This window comes from Albidovulum salinarum, from assembly GCF_025673475.1.
Taxonomy (GTDB): Bacteria; Pseudomonadota; Alphaproteobacteria; order Rhodobacterales; family Rhodobacteraceae; genus Albidovulum; species Albidovulum salinarum.
In genome coordinates this window covers 1-16071 of record NZ_JAOVQO010000035.1, presented here as the reverse complement: position 1 = coordinate 16071, position 16071 = coordinate 1, and the positions used below count along the sequence as shown (strand labels likewise).

Annotated in this window: 16 protein-coding genes and 3 pseudogenes; 9 read left to right on the top strand and 10 right to left on the bottom strand. The window is 63.6% G+C overall.

Going from position 1 to position 16071, the window contains the following annotated elements; all coding sequences use genetic code 11:
- Positions 1–127: 127 nt before the first annotated feature.
- Together OEZ60_RS21380 and OEZ60_RS21375 are read left to right on the top strand one after the other, a co-directional pair.
- Positions 128–556, top strand: a pseudogene (locus OEZ60_RS21380) (DDE-type integrase/transposase/recombinase); the annotation flags it as partial.
- Positions 557–736: 180 nt separating this feature from the next.
- Positions 737–1555 (top strand): hypothetical protein, encoded by an 819-nt coding sequence (locus OEZ60_RS21375; protein ID WP_263340778.1) that lies wholly within the window; start codon positions 737–739, stop codon positions 1553–1555.
- Here the strand turns inward: OEZ60_RS21375 and OEZ60_RS21370 are convergent.
- A complete protein-coding gene (locus OEZ60_RS21370) occupies positions 1524–2315 on the bottom strand; it encodes a helix-turn-helix transcriptional regulator (RefSeq protein WP_263340775.1) in 792 nt (263 codons plus the stop codon). The genes OEZ60_RS21375 and OEZ60_RS21370 overlap by 32 nt on opposite strands.
- A gap of 122 nt (positions 2316–2437) precedes the next feature.
- On the opposite strand from OEZ60_RS21370, the gene OEZ60_RS21365 reads away from it, so the two are divergent.
- The 7 genes and pseudogenes from OEZ60_RS21365 to OEZ60_RS22345 form a co-directional block, all read left to right on the top strand.
- Complete coding sequence (locus tag OEZ60_RS21365; protein ID WP_263340773.1) at positions 2438–3571, top strand: ABC transporter ATP-binding protein; 1134 nt, start codon at positions 2438–2440, stop codon at positions 3569–3571.
- A gap of 30 nt (positions 3572–3601) precedes the next feature.
- Positions 3602–4762 (top strand): ABC transporter substrate-binding protein, encoded by a 1161-nt coding sequence (locus OEZ60_RS21360; RefSeq protein WP_263340771.1) that lies wholly within the window; start codon positions 3602–3604, stop codon positions 4760–4762.
- Between the two features lie 20 nt (positions 4763–4782).
- The gene (locus OEZ60_RS21355) at positions 4783–5634 is read left to right on the top strand and encodes an ABC transporter permease (RefSeq protein WP_263340769.1); all 852 of its coding nucleotides are present in this window, start codon (positions 4783–4785) and stop codon (positions 5632–5634) included.
- Between the two features lie 6 nt (positions 5635–5640).
- Entirely contained in the window at positions 5641–6453 is an 813-nt protein-coding gene (locus OEZ60_RS21350) for an ABC transporter permease (RefSeq protein WP_263340767.1), read from the top strand.
- Positions 6450–7244, top strand: a complete 795-nt coding sequence (locus OEZ60_RS21345; RefSeq protein ID WP_263340766.1) for an SDR family NAD(P)-dependent oxidoreductase — start codon at positions 6450–6452, stop codon at positions 7242–7244. The genes OEZ60_RS21350 and OEZ60_RS21345 overlap by 4 nt, the downstream gene beginning before the upstream one ends.
- A 34-nt stretch (positions 7245–7278) precedes the next feature.
- On the top strand, positions 7279–8061 hold the full coding sequence (locus tag OEZ60_RS21340) for an SDR family NAD(P)-dependent oxidoreductase (RefSeq protein ID WP_263340764.1): 783 nt from the start codon (positions 7279–7281) through the stop codon (positions 8059–8061).
- A gap of 68 nt (positions 8062–8129) precedes the next feature.
- A pseudogene (locus OEZ60_RS22345) lies at positions 8130–8341 on the top strand (IS6 family transposase); the annotation flags it as partial.
- Positions 8342–8508: 167 nt separating this feature from the next.
- Here OEZ60_RS22345 and OEZ60_RS21335 read toward each other — a convergent pair.
- From OEZ60_RS21335 to OEZ60_RS21295, 9 genes and pseudogenes are all read right to left on the bottom strand, one after another.
- On the bottom strand, positions 8509–8895 hold the full coding sequence (locus OEZ60_RS21335) for an aldehyde dehydrogenase family protein (RefSeq protein ID WP_263340762.1): 387 nt from the start codon (positions 8893–8895) through the stop codon (positions 8509–8511).
- Positions 8896–9042: 147 nt separating this feature from the next.
- Complete coding sequence (locus OEZ60_RS21330) at positions 9043–9513, bottom strand: GFA family protein (RefSeq protein ID WP_263340760.1); 471 nt, start codon at positions 9511–9513, stop codon at positions 9043–9045.
- Positions 9514–9590: 77 nt separating this feature from the next.
- Complete coding sequence (locus OEZ60_RS21325) at positions 9591–10145, bottom strand: c-type cytochrome (protein WP_263340758.1); 555 nt, start codon at positions 10143–10145, stop codon at positions 9591–9593.
- The gene (locus OEZ60_RS21320) at positions 10142–11272 is read right to left on the bottom strand and encodes a hypothetical protein (protein WP_263340755.1); all 1131 of its coding nucleotides are present in this window, start codon (positions 11270–11272) and stop codon (positions 10142–10144) included. The genes OEZ60_RS21325 and OEZ60_RS21320 overlap by 4 nt, the downstream gene beginning before the upstream one ends.
- 391 nt (positions 11273–11663) lie before the next feature.
- Positions 11664–12590 carry a sulfotransferase domain-containing protein gene (locus OEZ60_RS21315; RefSeq protein WP_263340752.1) on the bottom strand — a complete coding sequence of 309 codons (927 nt, stop codon included), beginning with the start codon at positions 12588–12590 and terminating at the stop codon, positions 11664–11666.
- Between the two features lie 26 nt (positions 12591–12616).
- Positions 12617–13525: a GNAT family N-acetyltransferase gene (locus OEZ60_RS21310; protein ID WP_263340750.1), complete on the bottom strand. Its 909-nt coding sequence runs from the start codon at positions 13523–13525 to the stop codon at positions 12617–12619.
- Positions 13526–13644: 119 nt separating this feature from the next.
- Positions 13645–15000: a GAF domain-containing protein gene (locus OEZ60_RS21305; RefSeq protein WP_263340747.1), complete on the bottom strand. Its 1356-nt coding sequence runs from the start codon at positions 14998–15000 to the stop codon at positions 13645–13647.
- Positions 14997–15476 (bottom strand): hypothetical protein, encoded by a 480-nt coding sequence (locus tag OEZ60_RS21300; RefSeq protein ID WP_263340745.1) that lies wholly within the window; start codon positions 15474–15476, stop codon positions 14997–14999. Before OEZ60_RS21300 ends, OEZ60_RS21305 begins: the two co-directional genes overlap by 4 nt.
- Positions 15477–15805: 329 nt before the next feature.
- A pseudogene (locus OEZ60_RS21295) lies at positions 15806–15943 on the bottom strand (IS3 family transposase); the annotation flags it as partial.
- Between the last annotated feature and the right edge of the window lie 128 nt (positions 15944–16071).

The following is a 16071-nucleotide window of genomic DNA, read 5'->3' as shown; positions in this document are numbered from 1 at the left end:
TGCCCGACAAGCACCTCAACCTGCCGCAACTTCATGACAATCTCTTCAGGTTTGTGCCGCTTCGTAGCCATGTCGATCCTCCGTTCTCCTAAACATAACGGCGGACCACTTCACTGGGGGAGGATCAGACGAGATGTTCGTGAAGATCAACGGTGAGCGACACTACTTGTGGCGGGCCATCGACCAGGAAGGCGTGGTCCTCGAAAGCTTCGAGACGAAAACGCAGGACAAGAAAGCTGCATTGAAATTCCTCAAGAAAGCAATGAAGCGCTACGGTCGGCCGCACATCTTGGTCACGGACAAGCTCCGGTCCTACGGTGCCGCGCTACGGGAGGTCGGCGCAGCGGACCGGCAGGAAACGGGCCGCTGACTCAACAACCGGGCGGAGAATTCGCACCCGCCATTCCGACGACGAGAAAGGGCGATGCAGCGCTTCCGGCGCATGCGATGTCTGCAGATGTTCGCTGCCGTCCACGCCTCAGTCTTCAACCATTTCAACTCGGAGCGTAGCTTCTACTCGAGGGTAAATTTCAAGAAGAACCGACGCAACGCGATCGGCGTAAACGGCCGGAACATTGATGCTGCTTGTGAAGGCAAGCGCAGTGACCGGACCGGCGCCGGGGATCGCCATCAGACGATGGCAGACGGCATCGTCACGCGCGTGATCCAGAATGTACGCGTGTGATCGGGCGATTCCTCGCGCAGCGTCGCCCGCGCGGCGAGCAAAGGGCTCATGATGACCGCGATCCCCGACGAGACCGCGGATCCACCGTTCGAACCGGGCCTCGCCGATCACACCAGCCTTGAGCCCGAAGGTGCGCAAAAGGCTGCGGATGTCATTCTCGATGACGATCGCCTTTCCCTGAAGCAGCTTCCGGGCTGTCAGCAGGGCCCGCCGTTGCTGGCTTCTCCAGTTCTTCATGTATTTTTTGAGGAACAGGTTCACTCGCATTATCTGGACATTGCCCCGGGCATCGTTGCGATCGGTCTTGTTGATCTGATCCTGCGGAAAGGCCTTCGTGTGACGGGTTTCGACGCAGATCACCGGAAGGCCCATCGCAGCCAATCCGCCGTAGAGCCACTGCGACAAGGGATCGGCTTCCAACCCGATCCGTACGAAGTTAACCCTTTCTGCTCGCTGGGCATCGGTGAGATCCTACGGCTGCCTCGGAACCTTGGTCTCGCGGCAATCCTCACCCAATTCATCGACGATACACACCGACGTTTCCTTCACCGAAACGTCCAGATCAGCATTGTGCTTCATAGCTCGTGCTTTCTTGCTGATGTTCCGGGCTGCAGTTCGCAGACCACGTCTACCATCAGATCAAAGCGCCGTTCCCGACCACTTCACCCCCAATCGCAATATCTTTTCCCGAGCCATGCTCGAGAAGAACCGCGCCGCCGCTCTCGCCGAGTGGCGCGGCCTCTGGGTCACAAAACGGGCCGTATTACAGCCAAGTGGAGCCTGGTTCGATCTGGGCTGCCAGCATCCGTAACTGACTTCGGACATTCGCCGGATGCCGTTACTCCGGATCACCGACCAATGTCTCGATGAACCGCGAGAACAGTTCCCCTTGGGAACGGATGCGCAATTTTGCGTATATATTGCGCCTGTGGATACGTACCGTGCCGGAAGATATCCCGAGGATGCGACCGACCGCGTCGGCCGAATGGCCCTTGAGTGTGTACTCAACCACCTCGCGTTCGCGCGGAGTGAGTGTGCCTTCGCCAAGATTGGCGAATGCCTGCTCGACACTTGTGTGCATCGGGTGGTCCGGCGTTGCTCCCGCCGTGCTGTCGATACGCGAGGGAAGATTGCTCCAGTGGCGACGGCTGGCCGCGCTCACGACGGGCCAATACTGGCGGAAGTCGCGGATCTCTTTCGCGGAAAACGCCTTCCTGGCGCGCATGAGCGAGACGACGACCATCGCTCCGCCCGCAACGTCGATGAAATAGCCAACCTCTTCAGCGAGGCCGGTCTGAACGTAGTAACTGCGGAAATACTCGCCTTGGTAGAAACGATCCGGGGCAAGATCACGCATGCGGTAGAGTCCGGTCTCCACCGGTTGCGTGCAGGCCAGATAGAAAGGGTCGAGCAGATACGGACCTTCCTGATAGTCCTCAACGAAGATCCTTCGCTTGCCCTGCGGGAAGTCGTCGAAAAGGTCCATTGGCCGCGCCGCGCCGAGATAGCCGAAGACCACCGTATAGTCGAAAGGCGCGATTCCGCGGAGAGCTTCGGAAAGGAGGCGCGGGAACTCTGCCTGCCCGATTGCGGCGATCAGTTTCCCGGTCGGTTCAAGCCATTCCTTCAAGTCTGGTGTCCATTCTACTCAAATTGAGATACCTAATTCGTGATATATACAGTAATTCGGTACTTTCCTACTATTTTCGCAGTTAATGGGGTATGTACCCAACGAGGAAAAGTAGTCAATTCATGGACGATGGGGGATACAAGCCGGGAGCCAGCAAATCCCAGGCAAAGATCGTCGCGGAGCTTAGGGGCGTGTCGAAACGCTTCGGCGAGGTTCTAGCGGCAGACGACCTGAACCTGGCGATCGGTGAAGGCGAGTTCCTTTCGTTCCTAGGCCCGTCAGGGTGTGGCAAGACCACTGCCCTGCGGATGCTCGCTGGCTTCGAAACACCAACTTCGGGCGAGGTTCTTCTGGACGGGAAAGTGGTGAACGACCTCGAACCGCACCGGCGCCCCGTCAACATGGTCTTTCAGCATTATGCCCTTTTCCCGCACCTGACGGTCGAACGGAACATCGGCTACGGGCTGAAGCAGCAGCGTCCCAAGCTGCCAGCCGCAGAAATCGAACGGAAAGTCCGCGAGGCTCTCGAGATCGTCCGCCTCGAGGGCTTTGAAAACCGCAGGGTCTGGGAGATGTCGGGCGGCCAGCAGCAGCGTGTCGCGCTGGCGCGGGCGATCGTCAACGAGCCGAAGCTGCTCCTTCTCGATGAGCCGATGGCGGCGCTCGACCGCAAGCTCCGCAAGGAGATGCAGATCGAACTGCAGAACATCCAAAGGCGCCTCGGCATCACCTTCGTCCTTGTCACCCACGACCAGGAAGAGGCACTGTCAATGAGCGACCGGATCTGCATCATGCGTGATGGGCGCATCGTTCAGACGGGAACCCCGCGGGAGCTCTACGACCGGCCCCGCAACCGCTATGTCGCGGGTTTCGTCGGTACGTCGAATTTCTTCGACGGCAAGGCCACGAACGTGAACGGAACCCGGGCCGAGGTGACTTTGCCCAATGGTATGCGCCTTGCGGGACAGGCCGTATCGGAGATCGTGCCGGGACGGGATGCCTCACTCAGCGTCCGGCCCGAACAGATCCGGCTGGAGAGGGCTGCATCAGCGAAGGACGGCAACCTTGAAGTGACAGTCTTGAACCGCATCTTTCTGGGGGAACACACGGAGTATCTTGTTGAAAACCAAAGCCTTGGCGAGTTCATGGTGCTGACGCCAAGGCAAGCGGAATTGAGCGACGGACCGTTCAATGCCGGCGACGTGCTCTACGCATCCTGGGATGCCGACAGCGCGCTCGTCCTCGACAGAGACTAGGCACCGATCAGCCAACCGACGGGGAAAGCTATGACCAAGAACAACGACACCATTTCGAAGCGCAAGTTCATGGAAGAGCTCTATCGCTACAAGCGGGGCTCGGTGACGCGTCGGCACTTCCTGGGGGTGACCGGGCTCGGTACGGCGACCGCGGTATTGGCCGGTGCGATGCCTGCGCTGCGCCCACGCCGGGCGTTCGCCCAAGGCGATATCGGCGATCGCGTCGTGCTCGCGACCTGGCCCAATTACCATGACCCGGCGAATTTCGACGCCTTCACCGAGGCGACCGGCGCACATGTCCAGGTCAACGTCTTCGGCTCGAACGAGGAGATGTTGGCCAAGCTGCAGGCCGGGGGATCTGGATGGGACGTCTTCGTGCCGACGAACTACACGATCACGACCTATGTCGGCGAGGACCTGATCGAGGCGCTTGATTCGTCGCTGATGCCGAACTACGACCCCGCCGCCTACGATCCGCGCTTCTCTGATGCCGGTTCTGTCGACGGTACGCTCTATGCGGTTCCAAAGAACTGGGGCACGACCGGTTACGCGGTGAATACGAACCATCTCGACGGCCGCGAGATGACGACCTGGAAGGATTTCTGGGACATCACGATGGATGCGTACTCCGGTCGCACCATGGTGCATGATTATCAGCTCACCACCATCGGCAACGCGCTGAAATACTTTGGCTACTCGTTCAACTCCGTCGACCCGAACGAACTGGCCGAGGCGGAGAAACTGCTTCTCGACGCCAAGCCGCATCTCTTCGCGATCTCGTCCGATTACCAGCCGCCGATGCTCAACGGCGATGCCTGGTTGACGATGTGCTGGACCGGCGACGGCAAGCAGCTCAACACCGACATGCCCGAGATCGCGTATGTGCTCGGCAAGGAGGGTGGCGAGATCTGGTCGGACTACTACGCCGTGCCGAAGGGCGCGCCTCACCGCGATGCGGCCTATGCCTTGATCAACTTCCTGCTCGCTCCTGAGGTCAACGCGAAGGAGGTTCTCGCGCATGGCTATCCATCGGCGGATGCGAACACCAATGCTTTGCTGCCCGAGGAACTGCTCAACGACCCGATCCTCTATCCGGCGCAGGAACTGCTCGACGCGCTGGAATTCGGCGCGGCGGCGACGCTGACCGATCCGAACCGGGCCGAACTTCTCGCGCGCTTCAAGTCCGCCTGACGAACGGGAGCGGGAGCGGCATGACGCAGCGTGGCCGAAATCTGGTTCTGCTTGCCCCGGCCGGGGCTTGGTTCCTGGTCATGCTCGTCGTGCCCCTCACCGTCGTTCTGATCTTCAGCTTCGGAGAACGGGGCGCGGCAGGCGGTTATGTCCCCGCCTTCACGCTGGACCAATACGCGAACCTCCCGGCGCGCTGGACGGCATTCAAGAATACCCTGATCCTGGCGCCGGTGGGCACGCTCGCCGCGCTTCTGATCGCCTATCCACTGGCCTATTTTCTCGCGGTGCGAGCTGATCCGAAGTGGAAGACGCTGCTTCTGGTCCTCGTCATCGTGCCGTTCTGGACCTCGATCCTGATCCGCAGCTACGCTTGGATCTTTATCCTTGGCGGGCGTGGCATTCCGGCCCTTCTCGACTGGATCGGGATCGGGGGCGTGCGACTCATAAACACACCATTCTCAGTGCTTGTGGGTATCGTCTACGGCTATCTGCCACTGATGGTCTTTCCGATCTTCGTGAATCTCGACCGGCTGGACAAACGGCTTCTGGAGGCGTCGTCCGACCTCGGCGCCCCTCCATGGCGGACCTTCCTGCAGGTGACGTTGCCGATGTCGCTGCCCGGCGTTGCCACAGGTTGCCTTCTGGTCTTCATCCTCCTGATGGGCGAGTTCCTGATCCCGGCGCTCCTTGGCGGCGGCAAGGTCTTCTTCGTCGGAAACGCGCTCGTCGACCTCTTTCTGCAATCCCGCAACTGGGCCTTCGGCTCGGCGGTTGCCGCGACGCTAGTCGCCATCATGCTAGTCACGGTGACCGCCTATATGCGGCTCATCCGGCGTCTTGGCGCGCAGCGCGAAGACGTATCGCTGATGTGAGGCTCCATGCGCATCTACGCAATCTTCGTCTATCTCTTTCTCTACATCCCGATCGGGATCATCGCGCTGTTCAGCTTCAACGCCGGTCGTCATGCGAGCCAACTGCAGGGCCTCTCCACCCAGTGGTACGGAAAGGCGCTGTCAAATCCGTTCGTAATGGACGCGCTGGAGACGAGCCTGATCGTTGCCTTCGTCTCTGCCATCTGCGCCAGTGTCTTTGGTACCATGGCGGCAGTCGCCCTACAGGGCATCAGGGGACCTATCCGAGTGGTCTTCGACCTCCTGATCTATGTCGCGGTGATGATCCCGGGCATCGTTATCGGCATCGCCACGCTGATCGGGCTGGTCACGCTTTTCGACCAGCTCAATCCGCTTGTCGCGAGCCTGTGGCCAACCGACGCCCCACCGAAGTTCTCGATGGGCTACGGGTCGCTCATTGCGGCTCATACGCTCTTCACCATGTCGCTCGTCATCATAATCATTCGTGCGCGGCTTGCCGGGATGGACCGGGCCCTGACAGAGGCCTCCTCGGACCTATACGCCACGCCATTGGGCACCTTCCGTCAGGTGACGCTGCCGCTAATCCTGCCGGCGATCCTGGCTGGGTTCCTGCTGAGTTTCACCTTCAGCTTCGATGATTTCATCATCGCCTTCTTCGTAGCCGGTTCAGAGACGACGCTGCCGATCTACGTCTTCTCGTCGATTCGTCGCGGCGTCACGCCAGAGATCAACGCGATCGGGACCATGGTCCTTGCGGTATCGCTGGTGTTGCTCATCACGGCGCAATTGCTCTTGCGAAACGGAAAGAGTCGCACATGAACGAGACATCGGTGGCGATGTATTTCAGCCAGGATCTTCTCTCGGGACGGGTCGCGTTTCTAACCGCCGCCGGGTCAGGAATAGGCCGGGAGGGCGCGCTAGCGCTTGCACGTTGCGGCGCGCTTGTCGTGGTGACGGATCGCGACGCCGACTTGGCTGCGGGGACGGCCGACGAGATTGTGGCTCGCGGCGGGGTGGCCACGGCACATGAGCTTGACGTGACCGACGATCACGCGATCCGAGCCGCTATTGGCGCCGCGGTCGCCGAACACGGACGCCTCGACATCCTTCATTCCCACGCCGGACTTCAGGTTCAGGGGTGTTTAGAGGAGGTCGCCGTTGAGGATCTGGATGCGTCATGGGCGCTGAATGTCCGATCGCATTTTGTCGCGGCTCGATGCGTCGTGGGTCAGATGAAAAAACAGGGAGGCGGCACGGTGATCATCACCGCCTCGAATTCCGGTGTTCAGTACGACCGGGAGATGATCGCCTACGCCACGACCAAGCACGCCGCCGTCGCGATGACCCGCCAGATGGCGGCAGACTACGCACGGTATAACATCCGCTTCAACGCTCTGTGCCCGGGATTTGTGGATACGCCTTTCAACGCCGGTTTCGAATTGCAGATGGGCGGACGCAAAGCCCTCGAAAGTTACGTCTCAAACGCAATTCCAATGGGGCGGTGGGGGTACGCGGACGAAATCGCGAACGCAATCGTCTTCCTCGCTTCTGACATGTCGAACTACATGACCGGTCACGCGCTGGTCATGGACGGAGGAGAATGCATCTGACGACCGCGTCGCAACCTTTTGACAGGAGTGCAATATGACCCAGAGCGCCAGTGGACGGCTTGCCGGAAAGACCGCCGTGATCACCGGAGGCGCCGCTGGTATGGGCCGTGCCACGGCTCTGGCCTTTGCGCGAGAAGGCGCCCGCGTGGCGATCATCGACATCCAGGACGAGGCCGGTCGAGAGACCGTAGACATGATCCGGGAGGCGGGCGGGCGGGGGAACTTCTTTCACGCTGACGTGTCGAAAGCCGCCGAAGTTGACGGCGCGTTCGATGCTGTCGCGCGCGAAATGGGCTCATATGACGTGCTGTTCAACCATGCTGGCACGATCATCGTGAAGGCGCTCCATGAGTCGACGGAAGAGGACTACGACCGGCTGATGAACATCAACGTTCGGTCGGCCTTTCTGGTGTGCAGGCGGGCGCTGCCCGAGATGGTGGCCAATGGTGGCGGGTCCGTGGTGATCACGGCATCGATCGCGTCGGAACTCGGCTATGCGCTCGAGTCGCTGTACTGCATGACGAAGGGCGCGGTTCTGCAGCTCGCTCGGGCGATCTCGGTCGAGTACCGAGAGCAGGGCATTCGCTGCAATGCCGTCTGCCCGGGGTTCGTAAAGACCGCGCACGGGCTACGCGAAATCGCCGAACTCGATGCTGCGGGCCAAAAATGGGAAGAGGGCGACCTTGCGGCGACCCAAGGTAGAATATGCGAACCCGAGGAGGTCGCCGCCGCCGTCGTGTTTTTGGCCTCGGACGAGGCCAGCTTCATCAACGGCGCCGCGATCTATGTCGACAACGGTTGGTACGCGAAAGGCTGATCCGGCGGTCTGTCAGGTCAGAGGAAACCGCACTTGAAGCGGGCAGTTGGCCTGTCTGGCGGATTGACATGTTGAGACCAAGCCCCTTTCGCCACTTCAAGACAAGCCCCTCGATCACATGCCTGGCAGTCGTGATGTACATGCGCCTCCGCTCTCCCTTCGGAAAGTCGGAGGCCTGCGTCACGATCGCGGCATCGAGGTCAGCCACGATGCCGTCCGGTTCTGGTGGATCCTGTTTGGGCCGATGATCGCCGCCGAGATCCGTAAGCGCCGCATCGAGGGCAGCCTCCAACCACGAGCCAATTTCAAAAAGAACCGTGCCGCCGATATCGTTGAGTGGCGTGGTCTCTGCACGGCATAAGGGACAGCGTCACGATCCTTGCAAGTACGGGTTCAAATCCGCCTGACAACATCAGGCACGACGCACAAGCAGTCGCCGGCCGGGCGTCAACCTAACGAGCGGCCGCCGCCATCCAGAAACCAGTCGTCGGAGTATGAGTACCACCAGTTCTGGATTTCGGGCTTGTGGTCGATGATCACCATCTTTGTGCGCCGGAATGCGTCGAGACCCTGCCGCCCGAGTTCGCGCCCGAGGCCCGAAGCCTTCCAGCCGCCGAAGGGCAGTGCGTCGTTGTCGATGAGCGGATTGTTGACCCAGACCATTCCGACCTCCAGCCGTTCGGCTGCTTCCATCGCCTCGTCAAGACTGGTGGTGAAGACTGATGCGCCCAGTCCGAAGGGGGAAGCATTCGCGCGGGACATGGCCTCGTCAAAGTCTCGAACGCGGGCGACGGCGGCGACGGGACCAAAGCATTCCGACTGCTGAAGTGCCATAAGGGAAAGCTATCCTGTCCTTGTGGAGACTGGTTCGCATTCGTCTGCCAGCACCCAATGATGCACTAACAATCAAACTGGACCACTCGAAGGGGCAGTCCAGGCCAACCTGCAGCAGAGGCAGCACATGGCCGATGGGCTTCGCGCCTACTCCGCCAGCGTCTCGCCGGTGCCGCCGGCATGGGCCGGGAAATCCTTCAGCTTCGGAAGCCCGTCGCGCACCGGCAGCACGGCCTCCGCATAGTTGAGATGCCAGACCGGCCAGAAATGAAGCTCCGGCAGGACCGAGGCATGGATGTCGGTGAAGCCCATGCCCGGATGCTCGGTCATCACATGGCCACCGCAGCACCTGCAGAAGCGCCGGGCGCTCATGCCCGTCCTGTTGACGAGGCCGAGCAGTTCGACGCCCTGCGTCACCGTGACCTGATGCTCGGCGAAGAGCGCGTAGGTCACGAAGGGCGCGCCGGAGTAGGCGCGGCAGGAACCGCAATGGCAATAACCCATTTCGACCGGCGCGCCGGTCGCGCGGATCTCGACCGCACCGCAGAAGCAGGCGCCGGTCAGGACGGCCGCATCATTGGCGGAAAGACCCGCCGTTGTCGCGTCCCTGTGCGTCATGTTCGTCTCCATCGTTGCACTGGCATGAATGCCGCCGCGCCGTCCGGACGTGCCAGGTAAGCGCGGCGGCACCGCGCTCAGTTGGCCAGCGCCGCGGGGGGCAGCGGCTCGGGCACCTTGTTGCGGACGGCCGGGATCTGGCGCAGATAGGCATAGATCGCGCTGAGATCCTCATCCGTCATCTGGCCGTAGACCGGCCAGGGCATCGGCGGCAGGATTGGCCGGCCCTGCCCGAGATGCCGACCGCTCCGCATCGCAGCGATGAACTGCTCCTCGCTGTAGTCGCGCAGCCCCCCCGTTTCGGGGTCGGGCGTGAGGTTCGCGGTGAAGCTGACGCCCCACGGCCCCGACCAGGCGGTGTTGGTCATCGACACGGCCGCCGCCCAGGGGCCGTCAAGCACGGCGCCGCCGGTGATGACCTCGCTCTCTGGATGGCCGGACAGCATCCGATCCATGTCCCATTCCGGGCCATTCTCGCCCATCTTGAACGGCGTATGGCAGTCATGGCAGGCCGAGGTCGTTACCAAATACTCGCCGCGCTTGACCTTGCCCTCCGCCGGCATGTCCTGAGCCAGCGACGCGGCCGGCAGGGCGGCAGCGAGCGCGGCGATCGTCAGTATGGGTTTCGTCATTCCTCTTCTCCGTCTTCGTGCCGGGCCTCGGCGGAGACCATCTCCACCTCGGCGATCCAGCGGTTGATCAGGTCGACCGCCTCGACATCCACCAGCGTGGTGCCGAGCGGCGGCATCTGCAGCACCGGCCAGCGCGAGGCCATGCGCTGAGGAAGCGCGCTCAGGTCGGGCCGGCCGGGCTCCACGCGCGACACCGTGCCGGGCGTAAGGCCGGGCGGCGGCGATTTCAGCGGCTGGCCGAGCGTGGTCACCAGAGGTCTGGCATGGGGATCGGACACCGATTGGCGCAGGTCGAGACCGAGCCTGCCGAGCGGTCCTTTTGAATTGTGGCAATGGCCGCAATTGCCGTGCAGGTAGCCGAGCACGTCGCGTTCGAGTTGCGACCGGCCGGGCGGGTCTGCCGCGATGATGCGCGGGTCGAGGCCGACGACGACCCCGCGCGCGACCAGCGCATCGAGCACTCGGTTCCGCCGCGGCGCGGGATCGCCCCGGAGCACGTGGGGATCGTCGTCGGTCGCGAGCTGCCTTGCGCCGAAGCCCAGAACCGGCACCGGACCGGACATGTGACAGGCGCGGCAGTCGGTGACGCCGGGGATCGTGTGCGACGCGCCGCCAGCCAGCGGGTGGGCGCCCTTCCGCCCCTTGCCTGACACCAGATCGGCGCTCCGTTGGTCCTCGCTCCAGGCATAGGTGGCGAAGAGCCAGCTGCCGTCGGCGAGCCGCTCCATGTAGCGGGTCTCGACCTTCCGGCCCTCGAAGGAAAACTCCTTCCAGAACTGCGTGCCGATCGGGAAGTCCCAGCCGTCCGGGTCGCTCGCGTCGATCGCGCTGCCGGGCGGCAGCGCGATCCAGCGGTGCTTCTCCGCCCCGTCGGTCCAGAGTGGATATTGCGGCGCGAAGGCGATGTGCGCGGGATCGACCGTCAACCTTGCCGGTTCGGAATAGAGGCCGGTCTCGAACAGCGTGGCGGGCGCCTCGCGCGCGGCGCTGGCGGGCAGTTCGCCGGCATTCAACGTCTCCGGCGCGATGGACAGCATGAGCATCCCGAGGCCAGCCGCGATGCCCGCAGGCAGACATGCGGGCCGCGCGGCGGCCCCGAGCGTGGTGTTGTTGCGGATATGGGTCATGGGATGCTCCGGGAAACCTTTCGGGAAGGTGTTTTCGGGCGCCCCGGCGACACATCGCCGGAGCGCGGATCAGCGTCGTCGGGGCAGATATCCGCCCCTTACCCGGCGCGCCGAGCGCGCACCTTTTTCGCCAGCACCGGGGCGCATAATCCGCGTGGACGCAGCTTCGCGCGAAGCCACATGAACCGCTCCCGCGCCCTCGGGGCGGCGCATTCGCGCCAGCCGGGATCGGCGTCGCGCGGAAGGCGGCCGACGGGCCGGGCGCCATGCGTATCGGCCCTACCAGGCAGGCCGTACCTGATTTCCTCGAAACTCATCATCTCAAGTCTCTTGAATGAGCGGTCGTTGCGATGGGCCCGGCCCGGCGCGCGCGGGATCGGGCAAGATCCTCTCAGGCGACCTGCCGACGGTCCGCGCGCATGCCGTTGGCGAGCCAGTAGGCGGCTTCGTAGCCGAGCGCCTCATTCGCCATGCGCTCGTATTCTTCGCTTTCATCGGCCGAGAGGACATCGCGCCAGCGGCCGTTCGTGCCCTTGTAGATGAAGGTCTCGGCTCCGCCGTCCCATAAGATGCCGCCCAGGGGCGCGCTTCGCGCGGCATTGCGCTTCATGTAGTCGAAGCTGCAATGATCGAGGATCGCGGGCCAGCGGCCCGGTTCCACCGCGGCGCCGAGGAACTCCGCGATGCGCGCAATCTCGCCCGGCATGTCGGCCTTGAGATCGGCGTAATGCACCAGAAGTACGTTCGGCAGGTTCCGCACCTCCCACCAACTGCGGATGCTCTCCCAGAACGGCCAGAACGGGTGCCCGTCGCGGTCGAGCCAGTCGTGGAAATACTGGCGGATCGAGGCGGGCGGCGGCGCGATCGCCTCGCCGACGCGGCCCGGCGCCTCGTTGAGCGCGCGGTACCATTCGACATTGGCGCGGGCGTGGTGGTTGTACATGCTCCACACCACGTCGCGGCCGTCGCGGCCGACATAGATGTACTTCGCCTCAGGCGAGAAGACGAGCGCGTCGACCGGCAGGTGGGTTTTGAGGAACCGCCTGTGGGTCTGCGCCTCCACCGCCGGCAGCGTCTCCTCCTTCGGCGGCACCGTGAGGTCGAGCCAGGGCGACAGTTCCGGCACGTTAACGTCCTCGGCGCCGGCGAAGATCAGCTGACCGACGATCTGCTGCATCCAGGTCGTGCCCGACTTGGCATAGGTGCCGATCACGATGTCGTCGGGCCGGAAGCGGAAGTCGTTCGAGATTGTCGAATCGAAGTGGTGATTGTGCAATTCCCGCGTCTTGCGCGGCCAGGGAGGCGCGTTCGATGTCATTTCGGTTCTCCGAAAGAATGAGCGTCTCAGTAGAGTACGGACGGAATCCAGGCGCCTCGCGGCTCGCTGTATTCGCCGCGCGTCATCAGCGTCATCGGCTTGACGATCTGTAGCCCCTGGCCGAGGCACCAGCGGAAGAACTCGGCGTGGCGGATCGGCGCGAGGAACCCTATGGGCTCGGGACTGGCCGCGCCGGCGCCGAGCACGAGCGCCATCAGGTCGGCTTGGCTTTCCGCGACGGCATGGTTCAGCAGCCACATATTCGGCATCGTCATGTAGGCCACGACCCTGCCGTCGTGTACGAGCACGACGGGCGTGCCGCGCCCGAGCGCCGCGCGCAGTTCGGCGCCGCGCGCATAACCGTGGACCCGGCGCGCAAGGTTGTCCGCCGCGATCAGGTCCGCCGGAGCCATCGGCCGCACCTGCGTCCCGGCCGGCAACCTATCGCGCGGTCGGCCAGTCATGACGACGACGGGTTCGCGTACCCGGAAGCCGAGCGAGGCGTAGAGCGCCATCGACTTCGTGTTGAACGCGTCCTGCAGGAGTCGGACCCCGCGCGCCTTCGCGCCGCGTTTCAGCACCGCCTGCATCAGTAGCCGCCCCACTCCGGCATCCTGAATGTCGGGATCGACCGAGATCGGCCCGACTCCGCGGATCGCATCGCCCTCGCTCAGGAAGTTTGAGCCGACGATGCGACCGGCCGACAGCGCGACCACGCCGTAGCTGGCCGGATCCTCGATCTGGCCGGCCGCGATTCCGGTCGTCGTTTCGAGATCGGGAACGTCCGGGGTGAAGCCGCGGCTCTCGTGGAACCGGCGGAACGCCTCATACATGATCCGCGCCACGGCATCGGTATCGGCCGGCACCGCCTCGCGGATCTCGATGGCCGGTGGAACCGGCCCGGTGGCAACAATGGAAGGGGTGAGCAAGGTCATTTCTGTCACTCGGCTTGGATGGATTTCGAAACCGGCGACCGGTCTCGGTGCGCTCAGAGATAGATCGTTGCGGCTGGGGAGGCTCGGTAAGAGTCCCTGCACGAAATGCCAAAACTTTACTAAGCGGTCAGTTTTCCGCCGGCGGCCGGAATGTCCTCGAGGATCAGCGTACTGGGGACGCGGAGCCGAAGACGGCCTCGGCCCGCCTTCTCGAGCCGGATCGGGCAGGCGCGCTCGACAAGCCGCCGCTGCAGGAGGACGAGCCGCGCCTCGAGATTCTCGGCGAATTCCGGCAGCCTGAGCGCGGGATCAAGCCGCAATTCGCGGTTCGTGAACTCGCACCGCCCGGTCAGCGCGTGCTCGCCCGCGAGCTTCCAGAAGATCGCACCGGCCACGCCCTTGATCAGGTAATCATGGTCGATGAAGACGCTGTTGTCGGCCCCGTAGTGGCGCACACGGATGGGCTGCGTGGTCGCGCAGGCCGGCAGCCGCTCGCCATATTCCACCCCGACCGGATCCAGCCCCGAGGCCATCAGCTCTCCGAGCCGCGCGGCGACCAGCGCCAATGCGTCCTCGTCGTCGTAGCGAAACCGCATCGGCTCGGGGCTTTCAGCGAAGAGGACACCCGTCGTGCGCCCTGCGACCACGACCGGAAGCGCGATCTGGCTCTCCGGCGCGGGAAGGCCGGGATAGGGAATCTCGGTCGCGTCGGCGGCCTCGAGCCCGTAGTCGCGTGCCTGGTCGCGCAAGGCCGCGCCATAGCTGTATTCCGAGGTCATGTGGCCGATGCGGATCGGCACGCTTTCGCGCGCGGCGACGCCGATGACGCCGTGGCCAAGCGCGATTTCCGATCCGATCCCCGATCGGGCATAGCCCGTCGAGGCAACTGTGTAGAACCGTTCGGCCGCCTCGTCGCGTATCAGGATCATCGCGTGCTCGATGCTGAAACAGTCCCTCAGACAATCGAGCGTGCGGTCCAGAAGCGCGCCGAGCTCGCGCGCCTCGCCCAGTATGTCCCAACTCCGCCGGACCGCGGACAGCAGGTTCCGCGGTGCGCTCGGCGGCACGGCGAAGGGACCTGACGCGACTTCCACCGACAGGACCCTGAAAATGTCGGCGCCGCGCAGCTGGAACACACCTTCCATGCCGCTATGCGAGGCGATGCCCGCGAGCTTTGCCTTCATGATCTCGAAAAGCGGGCCTTCGGACTGGGTCTCCTCGTAGGTAAGGTCGAGCCGGTAATCGGTCACGCACTCCGGGTCGAGGACCGACACGGTGGCGCCGCCCGTCGCCAGGATGTTGCGCCGCGTCTTGTTGAAGAACTGGTAGCTGAGCGCGACCCGCCCGCGATCAACGTAATGAACCTGCGAGACGAGGGAGACATTCGGCACGCCCTCCGCGTCGCAGGTCGCGAGCACCGCAGGCACGACACCCTCGAAGCAGTTGCGGATGACGTCGAGCGAGGGGGCGGTCATGGCGACAGCGCGCTCCCCGCGCTTGGGCCTGGCGTTTGCACGAAGGCTCTGTCGGGCAGGAATTCCAGTGCGGCGAGTTCGTGGGGTTCGAACCGGGTGTAGCCCGTGGCGAGGGACTCGGCATAGCCGATCGCGACCAGTTCGTCACGGAAGGCGCGCGCCTGGCTGAACGCCGCCGGGCCATCGGGCGGCGCCGGGCGGACGATCTCGGCGCGCGGGGCCTTGAGCTGGATCGAGCGGTGGGAATAGGGCTTGGTGAAGGTCACGGCGATCGGTGCACCCGTCGCGATCGCCCGCTGGAAGGCGGCATTGGCCGGCTCGCGATAGATCACCCGGACACGGCCTTCAGCGTCGATCCGGCAGGCCAGACCGCGACCGACAACCGGCCGGCCGGCGGTACCGCGGCTCGCCAAGATGACGCTGATGCCACTTTGGCAGAAGTCCGCAAGCTCGGCGGTGAGCACGCCATTGGCCAAGGTCGGACCGGTCCAGCCGCGGCGCTCGGCCAGTTCCTGAGAAGGACTCGAAGGTTGCTCAGCCCGCAGCAAGCCAGAATGTTCCCCGTAGATCGAGCGGAGGCTCGGCGCGCGTTGAAAACCGGGAAATAATATCACCGTCGGCTGAGGGCAGGAAGATGGCTTGACGCTGCTTGTCGCGGTTTAAAAATTCTGCAGACACCCCCGGCGACATCGCGGCTTCCGGCGCCGGGGCAGGCGGCGGTATTACCGCGCCACCTGCCGCGGAGAGATGCCGATCGGAAGACAAGCATGACCGATCTTGAACGTCATCGGGCCGTCGTCACGGCCTATGTCGAAGCGATTAACGCCGGTGACTTCGACCGGTTGCTCGCGCTATTTGCGCCCGACACCCGCATCCAGGGCGTCACCGGCGCGGTTGGGCGGTAACCCAGCGCGCTGTGCGGCCTGACGGTGTTGTATTGGCGCGGCTGTGATGATGTGACCGCCCCCGACGGCATCAACGTGCCAAGGTGGGTCTGCAACGATCCACAAAGGAGAGCGGTCATGTCGGAGATTATCACGGTCGGACTCGATCTGGCGAAGAATGTGTTCC

Coding starts and splice junctions, on each gene's coding strand:
- OEZ60_RS21375 (WP_263340778.1), top strand. CDS start 737: ATGACCGCGATCCCCGACGAGACCGCGGATCCACCGTTCGAACCGGGC.
- OEZ60_RS21365 (WP_263340773.1), top strand. CDS start 2,438: ATGGACGATGGGGGATACAAGCCGGGAGCCAGCAAATCCCAGGCAAAG.
- OEZ60_RS21360 (WP_263340771.1), top strand. CDS start 3,602: ATGACCAAGAACAACGACACCATTTCGAAGCGCAAGTTCATGGAAGAG.
- OEZ60_RS21355 (WP_263340769.1), top strand. CDS start 4,783: ATGACGCAGCGTGGCCGAAATCTGGTTCTGCTTGCCCCGGCCGGGGCT.
- OEZ60_RS21350 (WP_263340767.1), top strand. CDS start 5,641: ATGCGCATCTACGCAATCTTCGTCTATCTCTTTCTCTACATCCCGATC.
- OEZ60_RS21345 (WP_263340766.1), top strand. CDS start 6,450: ATGAACGAGACATCGGTGGCGATGTATTTCAGCCAGGATCTTCTCTCG.
- OEZ60_RS21340 (WP_263340764.1), top strand. CDS start 7,279: ATGACCCAGAGCGCCAGTGGACGGCTTGCCGGAAAGACCGCCGTGATC.
- OEZ60_RS21335 (WP_263340762.1), bottom strand. CDS start 8,895: ATGGCACTTCAGCAGTCGGAATGCTTTGGTCCCGTCGCCGCCGTCGCC.
- OEZ60_RS21330 (WP_263340760.1), bottom strand. CDS start 9,513: ATGACGCACAGGGACGCGACAACGGCGGGTCTTTCCGCCAATGATGCG.
- OEZ60_RS21325 (WP_263340758.1), bottom strand. CDS start 10,145: ATGACGAAACCCATACTGACGATCGCCGCGCTCGCTGCCGCCCTGCCG.
- OEZ60_RS21320 (WP_263340755.1), bottom strand. CDS start 11,272: ATGACCCATATCCGCAACAACACCACGCTCGGGGCCGCCGCGCGGCCC.
- OEZ60_RS21315 (WP_263340752.1), bottom strand. CDS start 12,590: ATGACATCGAACGCGCCTCCCTGGCCGCGCAAGACGCGGGAATTGCAC.
- OEZ60_RS21310 (WP_263340750.1), bottom strand. CDS start 13,525: ATGACCTTGCTCACCCCTTCCATTGTTGCCACCGGGCCGGTTCCACCG.
- OEZ60_RS21305 (WP_263340747.1), bottom strand. CDS start 15,000: ATGACCGCCCCCTCGCTCGACGTCATCCGCAACTGCTTCGAGGGTGTC.